Raw genomic sequence first — 20746 nt, forward strand, 5'->3', positions numbered from 1 at the left:
CCCTACTGATCAGCGGGTCCCACGCACCAAACGGCCCGGGCGGGCACCGGTGTCGACACCGCGACGGCGGGTCACCGTGCCGCTGACGATCGTCGCGTCGTAGCCACTTGCGCCCTGTACCAACCGCTTTCCTCCGGCGGGCAGGTCATAGGCCATCTTCGGCGCGTGCAAGGTCAGGGCGTCCAGGTCGATGACGTTGACGTCGGCCTTCTTGCCCACGCCGATCACGCCACGGTCCGACATCCCGTAGAGTTGCGCGGTGTCGTGCGACTGCTTGCGGATCACGTACTCCAGCGGCAGCTTCTCGCCGCGGTGCCGGTCACGTGCCCAGTGCGTCAGCAGGAACGTCGGGTAGGACGCATCACAGATCATGCTGCAGTGCGCGCCACCGTCGGACAGGCCCAGTACGCCGGCCGGATGCGTGAGCATCTCCCGGATCGCGTCGTGGTTGCCGTCGGAGTAGTTGAACATGGGGTACATCAGCATGGCGCCCGCATTGGCCTCGAGCATCAGGTCGTACATCGCGGCCAGCGGGTCCAGGCCGCGCTGCTTGGCGATCGCGGCGACAGTGCGCTCTTCGGTCGGTTCGTAATCGGGCGGTTCGCCGATGTGGTACAAGCGATTTGCCGCATTCTGGGCCAGCATGAACATGCCGTCGAACAGCTTGTTGGGGTCGATCGGCAGGTCTTCGTCGGCCAGGATCGCCGCGCGCACCTTGGGGTCCGCGAGCCGCTCGGCAAGCTCCTCACGCGTGCATTCGGCCTGCAGACGCCGGTAGGTCGGGCGGTGAGTGAAAGCGTGGTGCCCGGGGAAGCCCAGCAGCATGCCGAACGGCCGTGCCGCCACCTGCGGGAACAACCGGCTACCCGCCTGGTGCGCCGCTGCCGACAGGTCGAGCTGCTCGCGCCACAAGTTGGGGTCGGCGTCGACCTGGATCAGGGCAAAGCTGAGCGCGCAGTCGATCTCCTCGCCGAGGCGGCGCATCCAGTCGAGTTCCTTCTTGGGTGCGACGATGTCTTCGCCGGCGGCACCTTGAGGAGCCAGTTCGAAGACCGCCGCGCCACCGGCCGCGGTGGCCCGGCCCAGGGCGAACAACTCGTCTTCGGCGGCGAAGGTGCCGGGCACCGGCTCGCCGTCCATGGCGGTATGAGCGATGGTGCGCGACGATGAAAAACCAAGCGCTCCAGCCTCGATGGCCTCTTGCACCAGTCTGGCCATGGCCTTGATGTCATCGGGCGTCGCGGCTTCGTTGCGGGCGCCGCGTTCCCCCATCGCATAGGCCCGGATGGCACCGTGGGCGATCTGGGTGCCCATGTCGACGGCCAGTTCGCGCTTCCCGATCACGTCCAGGTATTCGCCGAAGGTCTCCCAACCCCAGGTGATGCCCTCGGTCAGGGCGGTGCCCGGGATGTCCTCGACGCCCTCCATCAGGGAGATCAGCCATTCCTCCTGGCCGGGACGCACCGGCGCGAAGCCGACACCACAGTTGCCTGCCACCACGGTCGTGACGCCATGGTTGCTCGACGGCTCGAGCACCGCGTCCCAGGAGACCTGGCCGTCGTAGTGGGTGTGAATGTCGACGAAACCGGGGGCGACGATCTTGCCTGTGGCGTCGATGGTTTCGGCTGCGTCGCCGGCCAAGGCCGGGTCGTCGGCACTGCGCCGGTGGACCTCGACGATCTTTCCGTTCTTGATCGCGACGTCGGCAATGAACCGGTCCGCGCCGGTTCCGTCGACGACAGTGCCGCCGGTGATTTTCAGATCGAACACGTTTTGCTCCCTTGAGGCGTGCAGGCCGCTACGGTCGCAATGTAACACCGTTACATTGCGACGTCCCGAGATTCTCCTTCTCAGTGGGAGGTGCCCCATGACCTACAGCTCAACTGACACGCACCGGCGGGGTGATGCGATCGGCGATCCGCCGGCCCGCCCCACCCTCGTACCGGCCGAACGCTACATCTCACCGGCGTTCGCCCGACTCGAAGTGGAGCGCATGTGGCCGCGGGTATGGCAGGCCGCGTGCACGGTCGACCACGTTGCCGAGCCCGGCGACTACTTCGAATACCGTTGCGAACCCTACTCAGTGCTGATCATCCGCGGCGACGACGGAGAGTTGCGGGCCTTCCAGAACGCCTGCCGCCATCGCGGCAACGCGCTGTGCACGGGCGCCGGTTCCGCGCTGCGCGAACTGAAATGCGGCTATCACGGCTGGACCTGGGATCTGGCCGGCGCGCTCAAACGCATCCCGAACCGCAAGGGGTTCGGCGCGGTGCACATGTCGGAGTTTCCGCTGGCACCGGTCCAGGTGGACACCTGGGAGCGGTTGGTCTTCGTCAACCTCGACCCCGAGGCAATGCCCCTGGCCGACTACCTGGAAGCGGTGCCACAAGACATCGCCTGGTGCGGGCTCGGCGACTTCCGTTGCTACGCAACGATGACCATCGACGTCGACGCCAACTGGAAGACCATCGCCGACGGCTACAGCGAGACCTATCACGTCCAGACCCTGCATCCCGAACTGCACCGGTGCATGGACGACGTGCACGCACCTCAGCAGATCTGGGGCCACACCGGTAAGTCCGAATCCCTCTACGGGGTTCCGAGCCCGAGAGTCGCGGGGTCGATCAGCGACGAAGAGGTATGGGACGCCTACGTGTACACCCAGGGCGCCCTGATGGGAGTGGCCGAAGGTACGCCGTTCCCCAGCGAGCAGCAGTCCCCCGGCCAGTCGGTGGCCGACGTGATCGCCACGCAGATCAAGGAATTCGCGGCCGGACGCGGCGTGGACATCGGCTGGGCCAGCACCGATCAGGTGATGTGCCTGCACCAGTACAACGTCTTCCCCAACCTGACCCTGCTGGCCAGCGCCGACCATCTGACGGTGATGACGTCGTTGCCCGGGCCCGATCCCGACCGCGGCCAGCTCGTGATGACGCTGATGACCCGCATGCCCGCGCAGGCACCGCGGGTCAGGCCGACCGACGTCCGGATGGGCGCCGCCGAAGCTCACCCGGGAGTGGTGATGAGCCAGGACATCGCAGTGCTGACCGGCCTGCAGCGCGGACTGCACCAGCCAGGGTTCAGCCACCTGGTGCTGTCTGCCGAGGAGCGGAGAATCATCAACATGCACCGCAATCTCGAGCGCTACCTGGACCTGCCCGAAGCCGAACGCATCTGCGAGGCGGAAGCCGGCGGATGAGTCCGAGGGCAAAGCCGATCGATGCCGACGTCATCCTCGATGCGGCAGCGAGTCTCATCGAATCCGATGGGGTGGAGGCATTCTCGATGCGGGGGCTCGCCGAACGGATCGGCGTGGCCGTCACCTCGATCTACTGGCACGTCGGCGGCCGCGACGCGCTCTTCGACAGCCTGGTGGACCGCTTGGTCGCCGAAATGGCCGGACTGCCGATGGAGGGCGATACCCCGGTGAACCGGATCGCCGCGCTTGCCCGCAACCAGCGCAGCCTGCTGATCCGCCGTCAGCATCTGCTCGCGCTCGCCCACGAACGGGATCGCACCCCGACGTTGTTCCTGCCGGTCCAGCAGAAGCTCGCCGCCGAGCTGGCCGAGGCGGGCGTCACCGGCACCCGCGCCGCGCTGGTGCTACGGGCCGTGCAGGTGCACGTGACCGCCTCTGCGGTGATGCTGTTCTCGGCCGTGCGAGGCCCCCGCCACCAGGAGGAGGACCCGTCCCTGTGGACCGCCGACTGGCCCGATCAGGCGCTCGTCGCCGCCCTGCAGTCCCCCACCGACTACGACAAGGTGTTCGAATACGGACTCGAGGCGATGCTGGCGCCGCTGGCCCCGGCGAAACCGGCCAACGGACGGGTCAGGGCAGCACGGTCTTCATCAACATGACGTTGTAGGCCGACCACAGCGAGAGGTTGTAGTACAGCTCCTTGCCCGTCGACCACGGGTGCAGATACGGCGCGTAGATGCCACCGGGGATCTGTGACGAGGGCGCGATCAACTGCTCGGGCCCCCACGGACCCTGCGGCGCAGGCGCGGTCCGCATCACCACATCGTTCATCCCGTTGCCGTACAGCACCAGGTACTGCTTGAGATACGTGTTGTACTGGGCCGACATCTCACTCACCGGACCCGGGATCACCGGCGTCGCCGCCGCCGGATTGCCCGGCACCCAGGCATTGTTGTCGGCGTTGAAGTACTCGTACTTCGTGAGATCCGGGATGAAGGCCGGCGACACCCGCGCGATATAGGCCGACCCACCCCGCCCGTTCGGGGTGCCGAACGTGTAGATGTACGGATCGCCGGGGCCAGGCTTGAGGAAGGCGCCCATCTGGAAGTTCTCGTTACCTCCGCCGGGCGGCCGGATGGTCCCCGGGTAGACGCCCCAGTTCTCGCCGTTGTCCGGTGACATCGCGATCGCCGAGAAGTTCGTCGACCAGGCGCCCGGGCTGTCCCAGTTCCGGATCGACATGAAGTTCAGATATTGGTTGCGTCCTACGGCGATGCCCGCGGTCGGGATGATGCCCGTCTCCTCCGGCGCCCGGCCGATGCTGTTGATGATCTGCTTGGAAATACCTTGGCGCCACACCGGAGAACCCGAGTATTTGTTGGCAACCACGCCGTCGGGCACGGCGACGGTCCGCGACAGCGAACCATCCTGGCTGCGGAACAGCGCGTTGTAGCGCCACTGCTTGCCGGGAATGCCGCAGTATCCGTTGGTGTCGCCGAAGGCCATCAGTACCTGGCGGTTCACCGGATCGCCGTTGTCCCACATGATTCCGAGGTCGGTGCCGGTGATGGCGAAGCGCTTGATCGTCTGGTTGGGGCTGTCGGGGCCGGTCACCCATCCGACGATGGACGTGCCGGGAGGCGCCCCTGGCGCCGGTTGCGCCGCAGGAGCCGGGGCGGGCTGCGGCGCCGCAGGCACGGGAGCCGGCTGCGCTGCATTCGGGACAGGTTGTGCACCGCCGGGATTGGGCGCCGGGACCACCGCTGCCTTCTGCCTGACCTGCCCGGAGTTCGGCATCAGCGCCTTGAGGAGAGCCAACGGCAACTGCCCGAGTTTGGGCAGCGGAGCCCGGTCGTTGGCCCCGGCGGGCATGTGCCCGATCGGCCGGTTGAGCGGGGCGAGCCTGGAAGGCTTGGGGATCTGGAAGGCCTGGTTCGGGAGGGGTTGCGCGGCCGCGGCGGCGCCTTCACAGGGCTCAGCCGATGCCGAGGGCGCTACGCCGACGGCGACGACGAGACCGATTGCGGCCGCCGCTGCCATCGTGGAAGCACCTCGAGGACGTCGCGACATGTCACACCTTCCCAATGCAGGGACGTCGGCATGACGTCACAGTTGGCTGATGTGACGTTAGTGATCAATGTTGTCCATGTGACCGGTGATGCACCGATAGGTATCGTCCCGTGACCGTGTCGCAACCAGCCCCGGCGTGTTGCGCACAACCGAGCAGCGTCGTTGCCCGGTCGCCCGCGCTGGGACTTTCAGCTGCTCATCACCGTTCGCCACCCCCGGCCTTGCCATCGTGGTTACGGTGGGAACTGGTGGAACTATCGAACCGAACGAGAGGGATCACCATGGCAGGAACATTCGATCCGAAAAAGGGCGGCAAATTCGAGCCGACCACCAAGGCGAAGCCGCCGCCACCTCCGCGTCCCGGGGGCAACAAGAAGTAGTCAAACGAAACTGCCCATGTGCGAGGGTTTTCGGCTCGCACATGGGCAGTTTCGTTTACCGGTCAGCTACAGACCTGAACCAGCCGGAACGGTCCGGTGGCACAGACGGACGGCGGGCCATATCCGCCGTAGCCCCAGCCGGCCCCGTATGCAGGAGGCGGCGGAGGCGGGCCCCACGGACCGGGGCCGTAACCCCAGCCCGGGTGCTCGGCCCAACCGACTCCCGATCCGGCGATCGGCGCGGGAGCGGCATTGGCCACACCCGCACCGATCCCGAGCGCTGCCAGACCCAGTGCGCCGGCCGCTGCGGCGCTGATGGCGATGGACTTCAACATCTTCCAAACCCCTCTGACTTGCAGAACCCAGACTGTGGATCGCCCCGTCGGTCCAGAGTCAGTGGAAGCCGATCTTTCCGACTCCCACCAATTATGTTAGGTCTGCTTATTAAGTCAGGGCTGTGCGGAAGCTTTGTATGTGCGCTCCTGCTGCAGCTCGGCCAGGCGCCGCTTGGAGGCCGCCGACTGGATGACCTGCGGCCACCAGAACCACCGGCCCAGCATCGCCGCGATCGCCGGGGTCATGAACGACCGCACGATGAGGGTGTCGAACAGCAGGCCGAGTGCGATGGTGGTGCCCACCTGCGCCATCACCTTGAGATCGCTGAACGCGAACGACGCCATGGTGAAGGCGAACACCAGACCCGCCGAGGTCACCACCGAACCGGTTCCCGCCATCGCCCGGATGATGCCGGTCTTCAGGCCTCCGGACAGCTCCTCCTTGAACCGTGAAACCAGCAACAGGTTGTAGTCGGAACCGACCGCCAGCAGCAAGATGACCGACATCGCCAAGACCATCCAGTGCAGTTCCAGCCCGAGCAGGTGCTGCCACACGAGCACCGACAACCCGAACGACGCACCGAGGGACAGCAGCACCGTACCGACGATCACCGCCGCGGCCACCACGCTGCGCGTGATGAGCAGCATGATGATGAAAATCAGTGATACCGCGGCGATTCCGGCGATCAGCAGGTCGTAGAACGACCCGTCCTTCATGTCCTTGTAGGTGGCAGCGGTGCCCGCCAGATAGATCTTGGAACCTTCCAGCGGCGTGCCCTTGAGCGCTTCCTTGGCCGCCAACTTGATCGGGTCCACATGGTTGACGCCCTCCGGCGTCGCCGGATCACCCTCGTGGCTGATGATGAACCGCACCGACTTTCCGTCGGGCGAGATGAAGTTCTTCATGCCCCGCTTGAAGTCCTTGTTGTCGAAGGCTTCCGGCGGAAGGTAGAAGGTGTCGTCGTTGCGGGCATCGTCGAAGGCCTTGCCCATGGCCGTCGAATTCTCCTGCATGGCGGCCATCTGATCCTGCTGCCCGGCCTGCGTGGCCCGCTGCGTCAGCATCATGGTCTTCATGGACTTCATGGACTCGATCTGCTCGGGCATCAGCGCGACCAGCTGCGGCATCAAGGTATCGAGCCGTTCCAGCTCGGGCACCAACTCCTGAACGTCATCGGTGAGGGTGTCGATGCCGTCGAGGGTGTCGAAGATCGCCCGGAGTGACTGGCAGACCGGGATGTCGAAACAGTGCGGCTCCCAGTACAGGTAATTGCGCAGGGGCCGCAGCCAATCGTCGAAATTACCGATGTTGTCGCGCAATTCGGCGATGTCCAGAGTCATCACCTTGGTCTTGGCCACCATCGAATGCGTGATGTCGGCCATCTGCTGGGTCAGGCGCGACATCTGCTCCATCGTGTCGATGGTCTTCTGCATCTCGTCGGCCTGGACCAGCATGTCGTCCATCCGGTCCTGCTGGTACTTCCGGTTCATCGTGTTGGTCGTGCCCTGCCGGCTCAGCAGGAACGGGATCGACGTGTGTTCGATCGGGCGGCCGTTGGGGCGGGTGATCGCCTGCACGCGGGAGATGCCGGGGACCCGGACGATCCCCTTGGCGATCCTGTCGATGACCAGGAAGTCGGCGGGGTTTCGCAGGTCGTGGTCGGCCTCGACCATCAGCAGTTCGGGGTTCATCCGGGCGGCGCTGAAATGCCTTTCGGCAGCGGCATATCCGACGTTGGCAGGCAGATCCGATGGCAGGTACTTGCGCGCGTCGTAATTGGTCTTGTAACCCGGCAGCGTGAGCAGGCCGACGAGCGCCAGGCCCAACGTCGCGGCCAGGATCGGGCCGGGCCACCGCACCACTGCGATGCCGACGCGACGCCAGCCTCGCGACCGGATGCTGCGCTTGGGCTCGAAACGCCCGAACCGGCTGCCGATCACGATCACCGCCGGGCCCATCGTCAGCGCGGCGACGACCGCGACGAATGTGCCCACGGCGCACGGCACACCCATGGTCTGGAAGTACGGCAGCCGGGTGAAGCTCAGACACAGCATCGCTCCGGCGATGGTCATACCGGACCCGAGGACAACGTGAGAGGTACCGCGGAACATCGTGTAATACGCGGTTTCCCGGTCTTCACCGGCGCCGCGCGCCTCTTGATATCGACCGATCGCAAAGATCGCGTAGTCGGTTCCGGCCGCGATGACCATCAACGTCAGGAGGTTGACCGCGAACGTCGACAGCCCGATCACCCCGGTGTGGGCCAGGAACGCCACGATGCCGCGGGCGGCGCCGAGCTCCATGAACACCATGAGCAGCACCAGGATCATGGTGGCGACGGAGCGGTAGACGATCAGCAGCATCACCGCGATCACCACCAGCGTGATGGCGGTGACCCGGGCGACGCTCTTGTCGCCGGCATGGTGCTGATCGGACACCAGCGGAGCGCCGCCCGTCACGTACACCTTGAGCCCGGCGGGTGGTGAGGACTGGTTGACGATCTCGCGGACCGCGGCCACCGAATCGTTGGCCAGCGTCTCGCCCTGGTTGCCACGCAGATACACCTGGACGTAGGCGGACTTGCCGTCGTTGCTCTGCGCACCCGAGGCCGTCAGCGGGTCGCCCCAGGAAATCGGCCACGTGCTGCACGTGGGCGGTGTCGGCTTCGAGCTTGTCGACGATGCCGTCGTAGTAGTGGTGGGCGTCGTCGCCCAGGGGCTGATCGCCCTCCAGCACCACCATGGCATTGCTGTCGGAATCGAACTCCTGGAAGTCGCTGCCGATCTTGCGCATGGCGATCATCGCCGGTGCGTCTCTGGCGCTCAGTCCGACGGTGTTCTCCTCGCCGACCTTCTCCAGCGGCGGGACGAGAGTATTCGTCAGGATGGTCAGGGCCACCCAGCCGAGCACGATGGGCACCGCCAGCACGCGGATGACCCGGGCGAGGCCCGACCCGTTCTGCGTGCCGCTGCTGTGACTACTCATCGCGTGTGCTCCAGGGTGGGCGGGACAGGTCGCAGGCGATACACATTCGCGAACGCGCGTAATATACCTAGCCTGTCAAAGTGTCGGTGTCAACAATCACTTTGCACGTCGACTGACAGCAATTTCACAGCTGGGGCGCAGCCGCCGTCGCACGTTGCCGCGCCCGCTCCCACGGCCACGTCATCAGCGCCCACACGACCAGGACGATCGCGACCTCGGCCAGCAGGTACACCGGCCAGGGACCCAGCACGTCCAGCAGCGATGCGGTCGGCGGCTTCCTGTTGAGGTATCCGTAGTTGGTTCCGGTGATCGCGTTGAAGGCGAAAGTGAACGCCGCCCATCCCAGGGTCACGACGACGGCGAAGCGGTAGTCGCGCCACCGCGGTCGCATACCTCTCCCCCACGTGAGATAGATGGCCGCCAACACGACGAGCACGTGCAGCGTGAAGAACGTGACGAACAGGTGGTGGGGAAAGTCGGGAGCGCCCTCCTTCGGCGTGCCGATATCGGGCGTGAGCAACGCCTGCGAGCTCAGCACCAGGCCCCAGTAATAGGTGAGGACGAAGGCCCAATGCCGTTGCGACCACAAGGCGTATGCGGCCGCGAGCTCCGCGAGATCACACAACTGCAGCGGCACCGAGGTGTCGATGGTGGGATCGACCAGTTTGTAGGCCAGCGCCACCATGAATGCCGCGACGAGGAGGAGCGCCAGGATGCGGCTCAAGACCCGGGCCCGGGCCTCGGTCTGCCTGCGGCCGATCATCACCAGAAGCACGGCGCCCGTTACGAACACCGCCAGCACGACCAGGTGCGACGGGCCGTACGCCGAAAACTCGCGCTGCGCCGAGAACAATTCGATCAACTCCCCCGTTTCGTCATACGCAGGGACCGTCATCCATGATCGCAGGCAAGTGGGGAAACTTCATTAACCTGCCTCAGGACACGATCGAATCGCCCTATACTCCTGCCGGACCTTGCGGTTGGCGGGAGTCGAGAATGGTCAGGCGCGCGGCGGCAACGGCTTTGGGACAGTACTCCCAGGGCGCAGCCTTTCGCGGGCTGCTGCTGCAGTTCGCGCTGCGGATTCTCTTGGTGGCGTTCATCTTCTTCGCGTTGTTCCTGCAACCGCCCGAAACCTACCGCTGGCCCTACGTGCTGCTCTGGATCGGCTATATGGCGGCGATCGCCTGCTGGGGTCTCTGGGCGCTGCGGCAGTCCAACCATGTCGGGATCGAGGCCCGGCGTTCAGTTGCACTGCTCATGTTGTGCGCGGATGTCGCTGTGGTGTCGATACTTTCGGTGGAAACAGGCCTCAGCTCGCCGAACACCTGGACCTCCGACGTTCTCCACTACGGGCTGTTTCTGATCCCATTGATCGCGGCGGCTCAGCTCGACCCGTTCGTGAGCGCGGTGATCGCCGTCCCCACGGTCGCCGCATACGTCGTCGTGCTGTGGGTGGACCAGGCCGCCAACGGCGACGAGCCGTGGGGTTCGATTCTGACCACAACCGCAGTGTTGTCCGGGTTGGCCGCGGGTTCGGTCACGCTGTCGTGGATCCAGCAGTCGAAGGAGCGAACGATCGCCCGGTTGGCCCAGGAACGCAGTCAGCTGCTCGAAGAGATCGTCACCCTCGAAAAGCGCGAAAGACAAACCCTGTCCGAAAGACTGCACGACGGGGCACTGCAATATGTGCTGGCATCACGCCGGGAGATGGAAGAGGTGCGCGAAGGGTCCGCCGAATCGATGGACCGCGTCGACGTGGCACTCGGCGAGTGCTCCCGGCTGCTTCGCGACGTGGTTCGTGAGCTGCACCCCGAGGTACTGGCACGAGCCGGGCTCAGGGCGGCCATCACCTCGTTGGCCGACGGCATCGCGGCGCGCACCAACCTTGCCGTCCACGTCGACTTCGACGACTGGCCCGACGATCTGCGAACCGACGCCGACCACCTGCTCTACAGCGCCGCGCGAGAGTTCTCGACCAATGCGATCAAGCACGCCAAGGCCGACAACCTGAGGTTCACGCTGCACCGGTCCGCCGGGCGGTCCACGCTGTGCGTCGCGGACGACGGCGTCGGCATCCAACCCGAGCGCCTCGCCCTGAGCGTCGAAACCGGTCACATCGGCTTCGCGTCGATTCGCGCCAAGGTGTTGGCGCTCGGTGGCGTCCTGGACGTCCACGATGCCCGCGGCACCGAGATCGCGGTCTCCCTGCCGTCACAGAAAGCCGGCTGAAACCGCTCAGACCCAACCGGTTCCGGCGGGCGGTGCGGCAGGCGCGGGTGTCGACGGACCAGACCCGGGCGGCTGCTGCCCGTACCCGGGCGTCTCCGGGCTGTACCCCGGTTGCGGACCGTGCACCGACGTGTTGGGGTCAATCCCCGGCGCCGATCCGTAGCCCGGGTACAGGCTGTAGCCGGGTGACATCGGACCGGACAGCGACGGGTCCTGCCCGTACCCCGGCCCATACCCGTAGTCCGGCAGCGCCGGCCCGTACCCGGGCACCGTCTGACCCGAGCCCGCCAGCAGCTTGGATGCCGCGAACGCCGCCGCCTGGGTGGTGTACACCGGGACGTAGCCCTCGGTGTGTCCACTCCACTCGTTGCCCTGTCCCTCGTGGCAGATCGGATCCATGGGGTTGCACAGGTCGATCGCCTTGGACCCGTACAGTGCGCTCTGGGCTGCTATCGATTGCTTCGTGCGGGTGCCCACGTCACCGAAGGTGGTGATCGCCGCGACGTTGTCCGCGTATTCAGGCGGGAGCGAATCGCCCCACTTGATGTTGCCCAGCGGGTTTCCGGCCACGATGTTGATCACGCTCGCGCCCTGCGAGTAGCCGCCCAGCACGATCTTGGTGTCGGGGCAGGACGACAGCGTGGACTTGATGTGGGAAATCGCGTCTTTGGCGCCGTCACCACCGTGCAGCTGCAGCTTGCTGGCCTTGTAGTTGACCCCGTAGGTGTTGATGGTCAGGCCGGGGGCCTGCTTGCGCAGCGCATCGACGAGGGCATCGCCGACGCGGCCCATACCGGCCGGCTCATCGGTGCCGCGCGCGAAGACCACCTCCGCGTCGGCGCAGTCGGCGGCAGCCGCTATCGGCGGTGCGGTCAGACCGACGATTGGGATACCAGAGGTGAGAAGTGCAGCAGCGCCAAGCCCGACCCAGCGACCACCTGGCCGCGCACTGCCCGTTTTGGGGCTGCGTATGCGGCAAGAGAACATGCCTCAACCTAACCCGTATCCAGCAGGAATGAACATTCTTGGCCGGTCGGACTGCGGGGCTGCACCGTGACGACCTGGTGCCGGCATGGAAAACAGACCAGAGATCAGATCCCTGACCTGCATCTTTCTCGGTGAGACTTCAAACATGGGGTAGTCGCCTACGCGATACACGCGCCATCGCCTGACCGAAGATGTCACTGAGCAAAGGAAACGACATGAACAGCACCGACTACCTGAAACGACGAGTCGCCGGATTGACGACGGCTGTGGCGATGTCCGGTCTGGGCCTGGCAGCTTTGCTGTCGGCGGGTACCGCGCAGGCCCGGCCCACGTGGTGCCCGGGCGATCCCCGGCCGGCTGAGGCGCCGTGGCCTGACTTCGACTGGTCGTCGTGTTACGAGTACAGCGGACAAAACGGGCAGTACGGCTGGATCGACTTGGGTACCGGGGTCTTCCATCCGATGCCCCTGGACATTCCGCCTACCCCACCGCCGCCCAGTCCACCGGAATGCATCGGATTCTTCCCGCTGCCTGGGGCAGACCCGTCACACTGCGTGATCTGAGCGGCAACAGAAAAGGCCCAGGTCTGAGATTTACTCTGACCTGGGCATTCTGTCGTGGAGCTGCCGGGAATTGAACCCGGGTCCTACGGCATGTCCTCGAGGCTTCTCCGTGCGCAGTTCGCTTTGCCTCTACTCGGATCTCTCAGTCACGCGAACAAGCCGAGATGACGATCCCAGTCGCTGTTTGATGTCCCCACGGGTCCCGCGACCGAACCCGTGGGTGGGTCCCTCTAGCTGATGCCAGGGTCCGGGCCGAGGGCGCTCCCGGTCTGACAGACACGCAGTCGCTTAGGCAGCGAGTGCGTAGTCGCGCTGATTGGAATCGGCGCTTAATTGGTTGCAACGACGCTTACGGTGGTCTCTTGCCTGCACCGGCACGCTTCCCTTGATTCGATGCGCGAAGTCGAAACCGATCAGCCCCTCGCATCCCTGCCGAATCTCGGTAGGACAGTCAATGGTACGCCAGACCCAACGGCCAACGCCAAGCCATTATTCCAAGGCATTTTCGTGTCGCTCGGGGGCGCCGAGGGTGCGTGGAATGCTGGCTCGACACGGAGTGTCGGGCAGCAGACACGCACGCTCGCGGTGCAAGGAACTAGGACATGCCCTTGGCGCGGCGGCCCAACTCGCGGGTGATCTCCCGGTCGGCGTCACGCTTGGCCAGGTCCTGACGCTTGTCGTGGGCCTGCTTACCGCGGGCCAGCGCGAGTTCGACCTTGACCTTGCCGTCGGAGAAGTACATCGACAACGGCACCAACGTGAGGTTGCCGTCGCGGATCTTGCCGATCAGGTTGTCGATCTCCTTGCGGTGCAACAGCAGCTTGCGGTTGCGCCGCGGCGCGTGGTTGGTCCAGGTGCCGTGGTGGTACTCGGCGATGTGCACGTTGCGCAGCCAGATCTCACCGTCGTCGACGGTCGCGAACGCGTCGGCCAGTGAGGCCTGGCCTTCGCGCAGGCTCTTGACCTCGGTACCCATCAGCGCGATACCCGCTTCATAGGTATCGAGAATCATGTAGTTGTGCCGCGCCTTGCGATTGCTGGCCACAATCTGCTTGTTGCCGGCGGGGCTGGACTTCTTGGTCGCCACTAGTTCACGACTACCTTCGTATGTAGAGCCGCAGCGTCACATACGCGGTGATGCCGGACATCGCCAGGCCGAGGAACAGCATCCACGGTGCGCTGAAGTAGAGCACGTCAGCGTAGTCGACCCTGGCAATCAAATTCGACTGATAAAACTGGTCGAGCGCCTTCTCCAGGAACACCGCGCGCACCACGATGAGCCCGACGATCGCGATCACCACACCGATCAGGGCCGCGATCATCGCTTCCACGAGGAACGGCAACTGGGTGTACCAGCGGGTCGCACCGACCAGGCGCATGATGCCGATCTCGGTGCGCCGCGTGTACGCGGCCACCTGGACCATGTTGGCGATCAGCAGCACCGCACCGATCGCCTGCACCAGCGCCACCGCGAACGCGACGCTACTGAGCCCGTCGAGCACGGCGAACAGCCGGTCGATCAGGTCCTTCTGGTTCAGCACGTTGAGCACACCGGGCTGACCCTGCATCGCCTTGTCGAACGCCTCGTGCTGCTCGGGGTCGTTGAGCTTGACGATGAACGACGCCGGGAACGCGTCCTTGCCCGCGACATCCTTGTACTGCGGGAACTTCTTGATCGCGTCGTCGTAGGCCTGGTCGCGGTTGAGGAAGCTCAGCGAGCGCACGTCGTCGCGGTCGTCGATCATCCGGTAGAGCGTCTTGCACGCTTCTTCGTCGCAGTTGGGGTCGTTGGCCGAGATGTCGTCGGTCAGGAACACCTGGCTCTCGACCCGGTCCAGGTAGATGTCCCGGGACTGGTCGGCAAGCCGCACCACCAGCAGACCGCCACCGAACAACCCGATCGAGATGGCGGTGGTCAGGATCATCGCCACCGTCATCGTGACGTTGCGACGAAGCCCGGTCAGAACTTCATTGACAAGAAAGCCGAAGCGCACTTAGCGATCCATTCCGTAGACGCCGCGCTGCTCATCACGGATCAGCCGGCCGAGTTCGAGTTCGACGACCCGCTGGCGCATGGAGTCGACGATGTGATGGTCGTGGGTGGCCATCAGCACCGTGGTTCCGGTGCGGTTGATCCGTTCCAGCAGATCCATGATGTCCTTGCTGGTCTCGGGATCCAGGTTTCCGGTGGGCTCGTCGGCGATCAGCACCAGCGGGCGGTTGACGAAGGCCCGCGCGATGGCGACGCGCTGCTGCTCGCCGCCGGACAGCTCGCTCGGCAGGCGGTTGGCCTTACCGGACAGCCCGACCATCTCCAGCACGTCCGGGACCACCCGGTTGATCACCTCACCGCGCTTGCCGATCACCTCGAGGGCGAACGCAACGTTCTCGAACACGGTCTTCTGCTGCAGCAGCCGGAAGTCCTGGAACACGCAGCCGATGACCTGACGCAGGCTCGGGACGTGCCGGCCGGCGAGCTTGTTGACGTGAAACTTGGACACTCGGATGTCACCCGAGGTGGGCGTCTCGGCCGCCAGCAGCAGCCGCATGAACGTCGACTTGCCCGAACCCGACGGGCCGATCAGGAAGACGAACTCACCCTTGTCGATTTTCAACGAGACGTCGTCGAGCGCTGGGCGCGCCGAAGACTTGTAGTGCTTCGTCACGTGGTCGAGGGTGATCATCACGGCACGCCAGTGTAGCGGGGCGAGAGCATCGGGCAGGTCAGGCTATCGCGGCAATGTCGGTGCCACCGACTCCTGGCCGGGTTGCGGCTGCTCGACCGCGGGGCTCGGGGTCGGTCCCGGGAACACCGGCAACGTTATCGGCGGGACCAGTCCCGGACCGTCGGGATCGATCACCGTCGTCCTCGGAGCCCCCGGCGGCGGCGTGGTCGTCGGACTCGTCGGTGCACCCGGCGCGGTCGTCTCGGTGGTCTCCGGAATCTCGGTCGGCGTCGTGGTCGTCGGGGCGGTCTCGGTCGTCACCGGCGTTTCGGTCGGTGTCGTGGTGCGGGGCGCCTCCACCTTGGTGCGCGGCACCCAGGTGTAGTCGGGATCGGGCACGAATCCGGGCGGCACCACCTGCGACCCCGGCTGCTCGGGCGCGGGCTGGGCAGGCCGGTACTCCTGCTGCACCCACGACAACGCGATGAACACGATGATCAACACGACCGTCGACGTGCGAAGCCGGCCCACTCGGCTACGCCACAACCTGGTGGCGGCGTCGGTCACCCGGGCGAAGTCCAACTTCACTTCTTCTGCTCCTGCGCCGGCGCCGCGACCGTCTCTGCGACCGCGGTGGGATGGATGACGTCGCCTGCCGCAGCGATCGACGCGTCAGACGAGGTCACCACGCCTGCGCGGCGCAGCGCGCGCACCACCCGCACCCGCAACCGCCTGCCCACGTCGAACTGTTTGCCCGGCAGGGTGCGCGCGACCATCCGCAGGTTCACGGTGTCGAGCCCGATGCTCTCGACTCCCATCAGCTGCGGCTTGTCCAGCAACAGCTTGGACAGCTCGCCGTCCTCGGCCGCCTTCTCGGCGACGTCGTTGAGCACGTCGTTGACCACGTTGAGGTCGGCGCTGACCGGGACCGGGATGTCGACGACGGCGCGGGCCCAGTCCTTGGACAGGTTGAGCGCCTTGACGATCTGCCCGTTGGGCACGGTGTACATCTCGCCCTCCGACGAGCGCAGCTTGGTGACCCGCAGCGTGACGTCCTCGACGGTGCCCTCGGCCTCGTTGGCCGCGGCGATCGTCAGCCGCACCAGGTCGCCGAAGCCGTACTGCTTCTCGGTGATGATGAAGAAGCCGGCGAGCAGGTCCTGCACGATGCGCTGCGCGCCGAAACCCAGCGCGGCGCCGAGCACCGCAGCGGGGGCGACCAGGGAGGCGATTGGTACCGCGAGCGCGTCGGTGACCTCGACCAGCACGATGATGAACAGGACGGCCACCGACCCCCAGGAGATCACCGAGGCGACCGCTTGCCGGTGTTTGGCGCTCTCCGAGCGCACCAGCGCATCGCTTTCCTGATACTCGGCGTCGATCCGGCGCACGACCCGCTGCGCGGCCCAGTTGATGAATCGCGCGGCGAGCAGGCCGCCGATGAGCAGCAGCGCGATCCGCAGACCGGTGGTCAGGATCCAGACGCCGATGTCGCCGTGCCAGAAGTCGTGCCAGCGGTCGGCGAGGGACAGGGCCATCAGGGTATTAGTCGTCTTCATCTTTTCTGTTGCGCCATCTGATCCCCGCCTCCAGGAATCCGTCGATGTCTCCGTCCAATACCGTTGCGGGGTTTCCGACCTCGTACTCGGTACGCAGGTCCTTGACCATCTGATAGGGGTGCAGCACGTAGGACCGCATCTGGTTACCCCACGAGCTGCCGCCGTCACCCTTGAGCGCATCCATCTCGGCGCGCTCTTCCAAGCGCTTGCGTTCCAGGAGCCGGGCCTGCAGAACGCGCATCGCCGCGACCTTGTTCTGCAGCTGCGACTTCTCGTTCTGGCAGGTCACCACGATACCGGTCGGAATGTGGGTGAGCCGGACCGCGGAGTCGGTGGTGTTGACCGACTGCCCGCCGGGGCCGCTGGAGCGGTACACGTCGACCCGCAGGTCCCCTTCGGGGATGTCGATGTGGTCCGTGGTTTCCACGACGGGGAGCACCTCGACGTCGGCGAACGACGTCTGGCGCCGGCTCTGGTTGTCGAACGGACTGATCCGGACCAGCCGGTGGGTCCCCTGCTCGACCGAGAGGGTGCCGTAGGCGAACGGGGCGTGCACGGCGAATGTCGCGCTCTTGATCCCGGCCTCTTCGGCGTAGGACGTGTCGAACACCTCGACCGGGTAGTCGTGCTTCTCGGCCCAGCGGATGTACATCCGCATCAGCATCTCGGCCCAGTCCGCGGCGTCGACGCCTCCGGCGCCCGAGCGGATCGTGACGACGGCCTCACGCTCGTCGTACTCACCCGAGAGCAGGGTGCGGACCTCGAGGGTCTCGATCTCCTCGCGAAGCTTGACGAGTTCGGCGTCGGCCTCGGCGACTTCTTCTTCACCGCCTTCTTCGGCCGCCAGTTCGAACAGCACCGGCAGGTCGTCGACACGCTGGCGCAACTCCTGCACGCGGCGCAGTTCACTCTGCGCGTGCGAGAGCTCACTGGTGACTTTCTGCGCCCGCGACTGGTCGTCCCACAGGTTCGGATCGGAGGCCTGCTGCTCGAGCATGTCGATCCGCTGGCGCAGGCCATCGATGTCGAGCACCCGCTCCACGGTCGTCAAGGTGGTGTCGAGTGCGGCTACGGCGGCTTGGCGGTCTGGATCCACGAATGTTCAGGGTACCCGGCGGCATTTCGGCGGCAGTTCTCTCCGACTCGCGGCAGCACAGACGATCTGTGTTTAGCATCGGGTGGTACCCGTCACAGCACGCCATGAGTCGGGTTGTGACGGCTTTTCCGGCTCGTAAGAAGGCAGGGTATGCGCCCATATCACGTAGCGATCGTCGGCTCCGGCCCCTCGGGATTCTTTGCTGCCGCATCGCTGCTCAAGTTCGCCGATTTGCCCGACTCCGAACGCGACGTGCGAGTCGACATGCTCGAGATGCTGCCGACCCCATGGGGCCTGGTGCGTTCGGGTGTGGCGCCCGACCATCCGAAGATCAAGTCGATCAGCGCGCAGTTCGACAAGACCGCGGCCGATCCGCGGTTCCGGTTCTTCGGCAACATCAAGGTCGGCGAGCACATCACGTCGGCCGAACTGGCGCAGCGCTATGACTCGGTGGTCTATGCCATCGGCGCGCAATCCGACCGGGCGCTGCACATCCCCGGAGAAGATCTCCCCGGCAGCGTGGCCGCGGTGGATTTCGTCGGCTGGTACAACGCCCATCCCCATTTCGACGACATGGCACCCAATCTCGCGGGCGGCCGCGCGGTGGTGGTCGGCAACGGCAACGTCGCCCTGGACGTGGCCCGCATCCTGGTCAGCGACCCGGAGGCGCTGGCCAACACCGACATCGCCGACCATGCTCTGGCCTCACTGGACACCCGCGGGGTCGAAGAGGTCGTCGTGATAGGGCGCCGCGGACCGTTGCAGGCGACGTTCACCACGCTGGAACTGCGCGAGCTCGGCGACCTTGAGGGGTTGGGCGACGTCGACGTCATCCTGGACCCGGCCGACTTCGACGGCATCACCGACGAAGATCTCGAGGCGGCAGGCAAGACCGTCAGGCAGAACATCAAGGTACTGCGCAAGTACGTCGACGAGCAGCCACGAGAAGCAAAGCGGCGCATCGTGTTCCGCTTCTGCACCTCCCCCATCGAGTTGCGCGGCGAAGACCATGTCGAGTCGATTGTGCTGGGCCGCAACGAACTTGTCCGCGACGCGAACGGGCGGATGGTGGCCAAGGACACCGGTGACCGCGAAGAGTTGCCCGTCCAGCTGGTGGTGCGGGCGGTGGGTTACCGCGGCGTGCCCACACCGGGGCTGCCGTTCGACGAACGGTCCGGCACGATTCCGCACACCGACGGCCGGATCGACGGCAGCCGCAACGAGTACGTCGTCGGCTGGATCAAGCGGGGACCGTCCGGCGTGATCGGCAGCAACAAGAAGGACTCACAGGACACCGTCGACACCCTGCTCGCAGACCTTCGGGCCGGCGGTGTCGACGAGCGCGGCGCCGAGTACGACCTCGAACTGGCCGAATGGCTGCTGGAGCACCAGCCGGCCCTCGTCACAGGTGAGCACTGGCAGCTGATCGACGCGCATGAGCGCGGCGCAGGCGAACCGCTGGGCCGGCCGCGGGTGAAGCTGGCGAGCGTGGCCGAGCTGCTCCGGATCGCGCACGCCTGATCAGGCAGGCGGCGGTCCGTCCGGCGGGGTCTCCGCGGGCGCGAAGGCCCACTTGTCCGGGTTGCTCGGCGAGTAGACGACCGGGAACAGCGTTCCCATGGCCGGCCAGTTGTTCACGTCGACGGCCATTCGCTGGTACACGACGTGCTCGTTGACCGTCGGTCCGGTGATGACGCCGGTGATGGTGACGTACTGCTCCCCCGTCGCGTCCGGACGCGGGCTCACCCCGGTGACGAGCAGGGTGCCGTGCGCCAGTTCACCGCGAATTCCCCGGCGCCGCATGATCCGTGGCGCCAGCAGCAGCACCAGAGCACCCACGAGCAACAGGAGTATGCCGAATTCCCACACGAGGCCATGGTAGGACTGCAGCCATGAGTTCCGTCGCGGATGACATGGCATTGGCCCTCGAACTGGCCGACCAGGCCGACGCACTGACCATGGATCGCTTCGGCGCCCTCGATCTACACATCGAGACCAAACCCGATCTGACCCCGGTCACCGACGCCGACCGTGGCGCCGAGGAAGCACTGCGCGCATCCCTGGCCGCGGCCCGCCCGGACGACACGGTGTTCGGCGAAGAGTTCGGTGGCACAACGACATTGACGGGCCGGCAGTGGGTGATCGACCCGATCGACGGAACCAAGAACTTTGTCCGCGGTGTCCCGGTGTGGTGCACGCTGGTCGCGCTGCTCGACGACGGCGTCCCGACCGTCGGAGTGGTGAGCGCACCGGCCCTCGCCCGGCGGTGGTGGGCCGGGCTGGGTCAGGGCGCGTTCGGCTCGTTTGCCGGGGTCACCCGCAAGCTGTCGGTGTCGGGCGTCACGGACCTCGCGTCGGCAAGCCTGTCGTACTCGGACCTGACGACGGGATGGGAGGACCGCCGCGACCGGTTCGTCGAACTCACCGACGCGGTGTGGCGGGTCCGCGCCTACGGCGACTTCTGGTCGTACTGCATGGTCGCCGAGGGCGCGGTCGACATCGCCTGCGAGCCCGAGGTGAAACTGTGGGACATCGCCCCGCTGGACATCCTCATCCGTGAGGCCGGCGGCACGTTCACCAGCATCGACGGCGCCCCGGGGCCACACGGCGGCAGTGCGCTGGCCACCAACGGGCCGCTCCATACCGCCGTGCTGGACAAGCTCACCGGCTAAC

At 65.9% G+C, this 20746-nt stretch carries 18 protein-coding genes, 1 other RNA gene and 1 pseudogene; 6 read left to right on the forward strand and 14 right to left on the reverse strand.

Going from position 1 to position 20746, the window contains the following annotated elements:
• Positions 1-9 precede the first annotated feature (9 nt).
• Positions 10-1770 (reverse strand): N-acyl-D-amino-acid deacylase family protein, encoded by a 1761-nt coding sequence (locus ACNQR1_RS27255; protein WP_418048729.1) that lies wholly within the window; start codon positions 1768-1770, stop codon positions 10-12.
• 97 nt (positions 1771-1867) lie between these two features.
• Between ACNQR1_RS27255 and ACNQR1_RS27260 the strand changes: the two genes are divergently transcribed.
• Together ACNQR1_RS27260 and ACNQR1_RS27265 are read left to right on the forward strand one after the other, a co-directional pair.
• Entirely contained in the window at positions 1868-3199 is a 1332-nt protein-coding gene (locus ACNQR1_RS27260; protein ID WP_418048730.1) for an aromatic ring-hydroxylating oxygenase subunit alpha, read from the forward strand.
• On the forward strand, positions 3196-3858 hold the full coding sequence (locus tag ACNQR1_RS27265) for a TetR/AcrR family transcriptional regulator (protein ID WP_418048731.1): 663 nt from the start codon (positions 3196-3198) through the stop codon (positions 3856-3858). The genes ACNQR1_RS27260 and ACNQR1_RS27265 overlap by 4 nt, the downstream gene beginning before the upstream one ends.
• On the opposite strand, the gene ACNQR1_RS27270 is transcribed toward ACNQR1_RS27265, so the two are convergent.
• The 4 genes and pseudogenes from ACNQR1_RS27270 to ACNQR1_RS27285 form a co-directional block, all read right to left on the reverse strand.
• Positions 3830-5239 (reverse strand): DUF4185 domain-containing protein, encoded by a 1410-nt coding sequence (locus ACNQR1_RS27270; RefSeq protein WP_418048732.1) that lies wholly within the window; start codon positions 5237-5239, stop codon positions 3830-3832. The two genes, ACNQR1_RS27265 and ACNQR1_RS27270, sit on opposite strands and share 29 nt — an antisense overlap.
• A gap of 472 nt (positions 5240-5711) precedes the next feature.
• Positions 5712-5984 carry a hypothetical protein gene (locus ACNQR1_RS27275; RefSeq protein ID WP_418048733.1) on the reverse strand — a complete coding sequence of 91 codons (273 nt, stop codon included), beginning with the start codon at positions 5982-5984 and terminating at the stop codon, positions 5712-5714.
• Positions 5985-6098: 114 nt separating this feature from the next.
• A pseudogene (locus tag ACNQR1_RS27280) lies at positions 6099-8970 on the reverse strand (RND family transporter).
• A 124-nt stretch (positions 8971-9094) separates the two neighbouring features.
• Positions 9095-9865 carry a TIGR02206 family membrane protein gene (locus tag ACNQR1_RS27285; protein WP_418048734.1) on the reverse strand — a complete coding sequence of 257 codons (771 nt, stop codon included), beginning with the start codon at positions 9863-9865 and terminating at the stop codon, positions 9095-9097.
• Positions 9866-9966: 101 nt separating this feature from the next.
• On the opposite strand from ACNQR1_RS27285, the gene ACNQR1_RS27290 reads away from it, so the two are divergent.
• Entirely contained in the window at positions 9967-11202 is a 1236-nt protein-coding gene (locus ACNQR1_RS27290; protein WP_418048735.1) for a sensor histidine kinase, read from the forward strand.
• 6 nt (positions 11203-11208) lie between these two features.
• On the opposite strand, the gene ACNQR1_RS27295 is transcribed toward ACNQR1_RS27290, so the two are convergent.
• A complete protein-coding gene (locus ACNQR1_RS27295) occupies positions 11209-12189 on the reverse strand; it encodes a cutinase family protein (RefSeq protein WP_418048736.1) in 981 nt (326 codons plus the stop codon).
• Positions 12190-12404: 215 nt separating this feature from the next.
• On the opposite strand from ACNQR1_RS27295, the gene ACNQR1_RS27300 reads away from it, so the two are divergent.
• On the forward strand, positions 12405-12752 hold the full coding sequence (locus ACNQR1_RS27300) for a hypothetical protein (RefSeq protein ID WP_418048737.1): 348 nt from the start codon (positions 12405-12407) through the stop codon (positions 12750-12752).
• A 52-nt stretch (positions 12753-12804) separates the two neighbouring features.
• Here the strand turns inward: ACNQR1_RS27300 and ssrA are convergent.
• The 7 genes from ssrA to prfB form a co-directional block, all read right to left on the reverse strand.
• Positions 12805-13173: a transfer-messenger RNA gene (gene ssrA, locus ACNQR1_RS27305) on the reverse strand.
• 174 nt (positions 13174-13347) lie between these two features.
• Positions 13348-13839, reverse strand: coding sequence for an SsrA-binding protein SmpB (gene smpB, locus ACNQR1_RS27310; RefSeq protein WP_044517004.1), 492 nt, complete (start codon positions 13837-13839; stop codon positions 13348-13350).
• Between the two features lie 10 nt (positions 13840-13849).
• Positions 13850-14746 (reverse strand): permease-like cell division protein FtsX, encoded by an 897-nt coding sequence (gene ftsX, locus ACNQR1_RS27315; protein ID WP_418048738.1) that lies wholly within the window; start codon positions 14744-14746, stop codon positions 13850-13852.
• On the reverse strand, positions 14747-15436 hold the full coding sequence (gene ftsE, locus ACNQR1_RS27320; protein ID WP_064896558.1) for a cell division ATP-binding protein FtsE: 690 nt from the start codon (positions 15434-15436) through the stop codon (positions 14747-14749).
• Between the two features lie 45 nt (positions 15437-15481).
• Positions 15482-16006 carry a hypothetical protein gene (locus ACNQR1_RS27325; protein ID WP_418048739.1) on the reverse strand — a complete coding sequence of 175 codons (525 nt, stop codon included), beginning with the start codon at positions 16004-16006 and terminating at the stop codon, positions 15482-15484.
• A complete protein-coding gene (locus ACNQR1_RS27330) occupies positions 16003-16977 on the reverse strand; it encodes a mechanosensitive ion channel family protein (RefSeq protein ID WP_418048740.1) in 975 nt (324 codons plus the stop codon). The genes ACNQR1_RS27325 and ACNQR1_RS27330 overlap by 4 nt, the downstream gene beginning before the upstream one ends.
• Positions 16964-18073 (reverse strand): peptide chain release factor 2, encoded by a 1110-nt coding sequence (gene prfB / locus ACNQR1_RS27335; protein ID WP_418048741.1) that lies wholly within the window; start codon positions 18071-18073, stop codon positions 16964-16966. The genes ACNQR1_RS27330 and prfB overlap by 14 nt, the downstream gene beginning before the upstream one ends.
• A gap of 150 nt (positions 18074-18223) precedes the next feature.
• On the opposite strand from prfB, the gene ACNQR1_RS27340 reads away from it, so the two are divergent.
• Positions 18224-19594, forward strand: coding sequence for an FAD-dependent oxidoreductase (locus ACNQR1_RS27340; RefSeq protein WP_418048742.1), 1371 nt, complete (start codon positions 18224-18226; stop codon positions 19592-19594).
• Here ACNQR1_RS27340 and ACNQR1_RS27345 read toward each other — a convergent pair whose 3' ends face one another.
• Positions 19595-19942, reverse strand: a complete 348-nt coding sequence (locus ACNQR1_RS27345) for a hypothetical protein (protein ID WP_418048743.1) — start codon at positions 19940-19942, stop codon at positions 19595-19597.
• A 23-nt stretch (positions 19943-19965) separates the two neighbouring features.
• On the opposite strand from ACNQR1_RS27345, the gene hisN reads away from it, so the two are divergent.
• A complete protein-coding gene (hisN, locus tag ACNQR1_RS27350) occupies positions 19966-20745 on the forward strand; it encodes a histidinol-phosphatase (RefSeq protein WP_418048744.1) in 780 nt (259 codons plus the stop codon).
• Position 20746: the final 1 nt, after the last annotated feature.

This window comes from Mycobacterium sp. 48b, assembly GCF_048282725.1.
Lineage (GTDB): Bacteria > Actinomycetota > Actinomycetes > Mycobacteriales > Mycobacteriaceae > Mycobacterium.

Bases quoted from the DNA above. Each gene is read 5' to 3' on its own strand.
- ftsE (WP_064896558.1), bottom strand. From the start codon at position 15,436: ATGATCACCCTCGACCACGTGACGAAGCACTACAAGTCTTCGGCGCGC.
- ACNQR1_RS27295 (WP_418048736.1), bottom strand. From the start codon at position 12,189: ATGTTCTCTTGCCGCATACGCAGCCCCAAAACGGGCAGTGCGCGGCCA.
- ACNQR1_RS27340 (WP_418048742.1), top strand. From the start codon at position 18,224: ATGCGCCCATATCACGTAGCGATCGTCGGCTCCGGCCCCTCGGGATTC.
- hisN (WP_418048744.1), top strand. From the start codon at position 19,966: ATGAGTTCCGTCGCGGATGACATGGCATTGGCCCTCGAACTGGCCGAC.
- ACNQR1_RS27300 (WP_418048737.1), top strand. From the start codon at position 12,405: ATGAACAGCACCGACTACCTGAAACGACGAGTCGCCGGATTGACGACG.
- ACNQR1_RS27270 (WP_418048732.1), bottom strand. From the start codon at position 5,239: ATGGCAGCGGCGGCCGCAATCGGTCTCGTCGTCGCCGTCGGCGTAGCG.
- ACNQR1_RS27285 (WP_418048734.1), bottom strand. From the start codon at position 9,865: ATGACGGTCCCTGCGTATGACGAAACGGGGGAGTTGATCGAATTGTTC.
- ACNQR1_RS27260 (WP_418048730.1), top strand. From the start codon at position 1,868: ATGACCTACAGCTCAACTGACACGCACCGGCGGGGTGATGCGATCGGC.
- ACNQR1_RS27330 (WP_418048740.1), bottom strand. From the start codon at position 16,977: ATGAAGACGACTAATACCCTGATGGCCCTGTCCCTCGCCGACCGCTGG.
- ACNQR1_RS27290 (WP_418048735.1), top strand. From the start codon at position 9,967: ATGGTCAGGCGCGCGGCGGCAACGGCTTTGGGACAGTACTCCCAGGGC.
- ACNQR1_RS27265 (WP_418048731.1), top strand. From the start codon at position 3,196: ATGAGTCCGAGGGCAAAGCCGATCGATGCCGACGTCATCCTCGATGCG.
- ACNQR1_RS27275 (WP_418048733.1), bottom strand. From the start codon at position 5,984: ATGTTGAAGTCCATCGCCATCAGCGCCGCAGCGGCCGGCGCACTGGGT.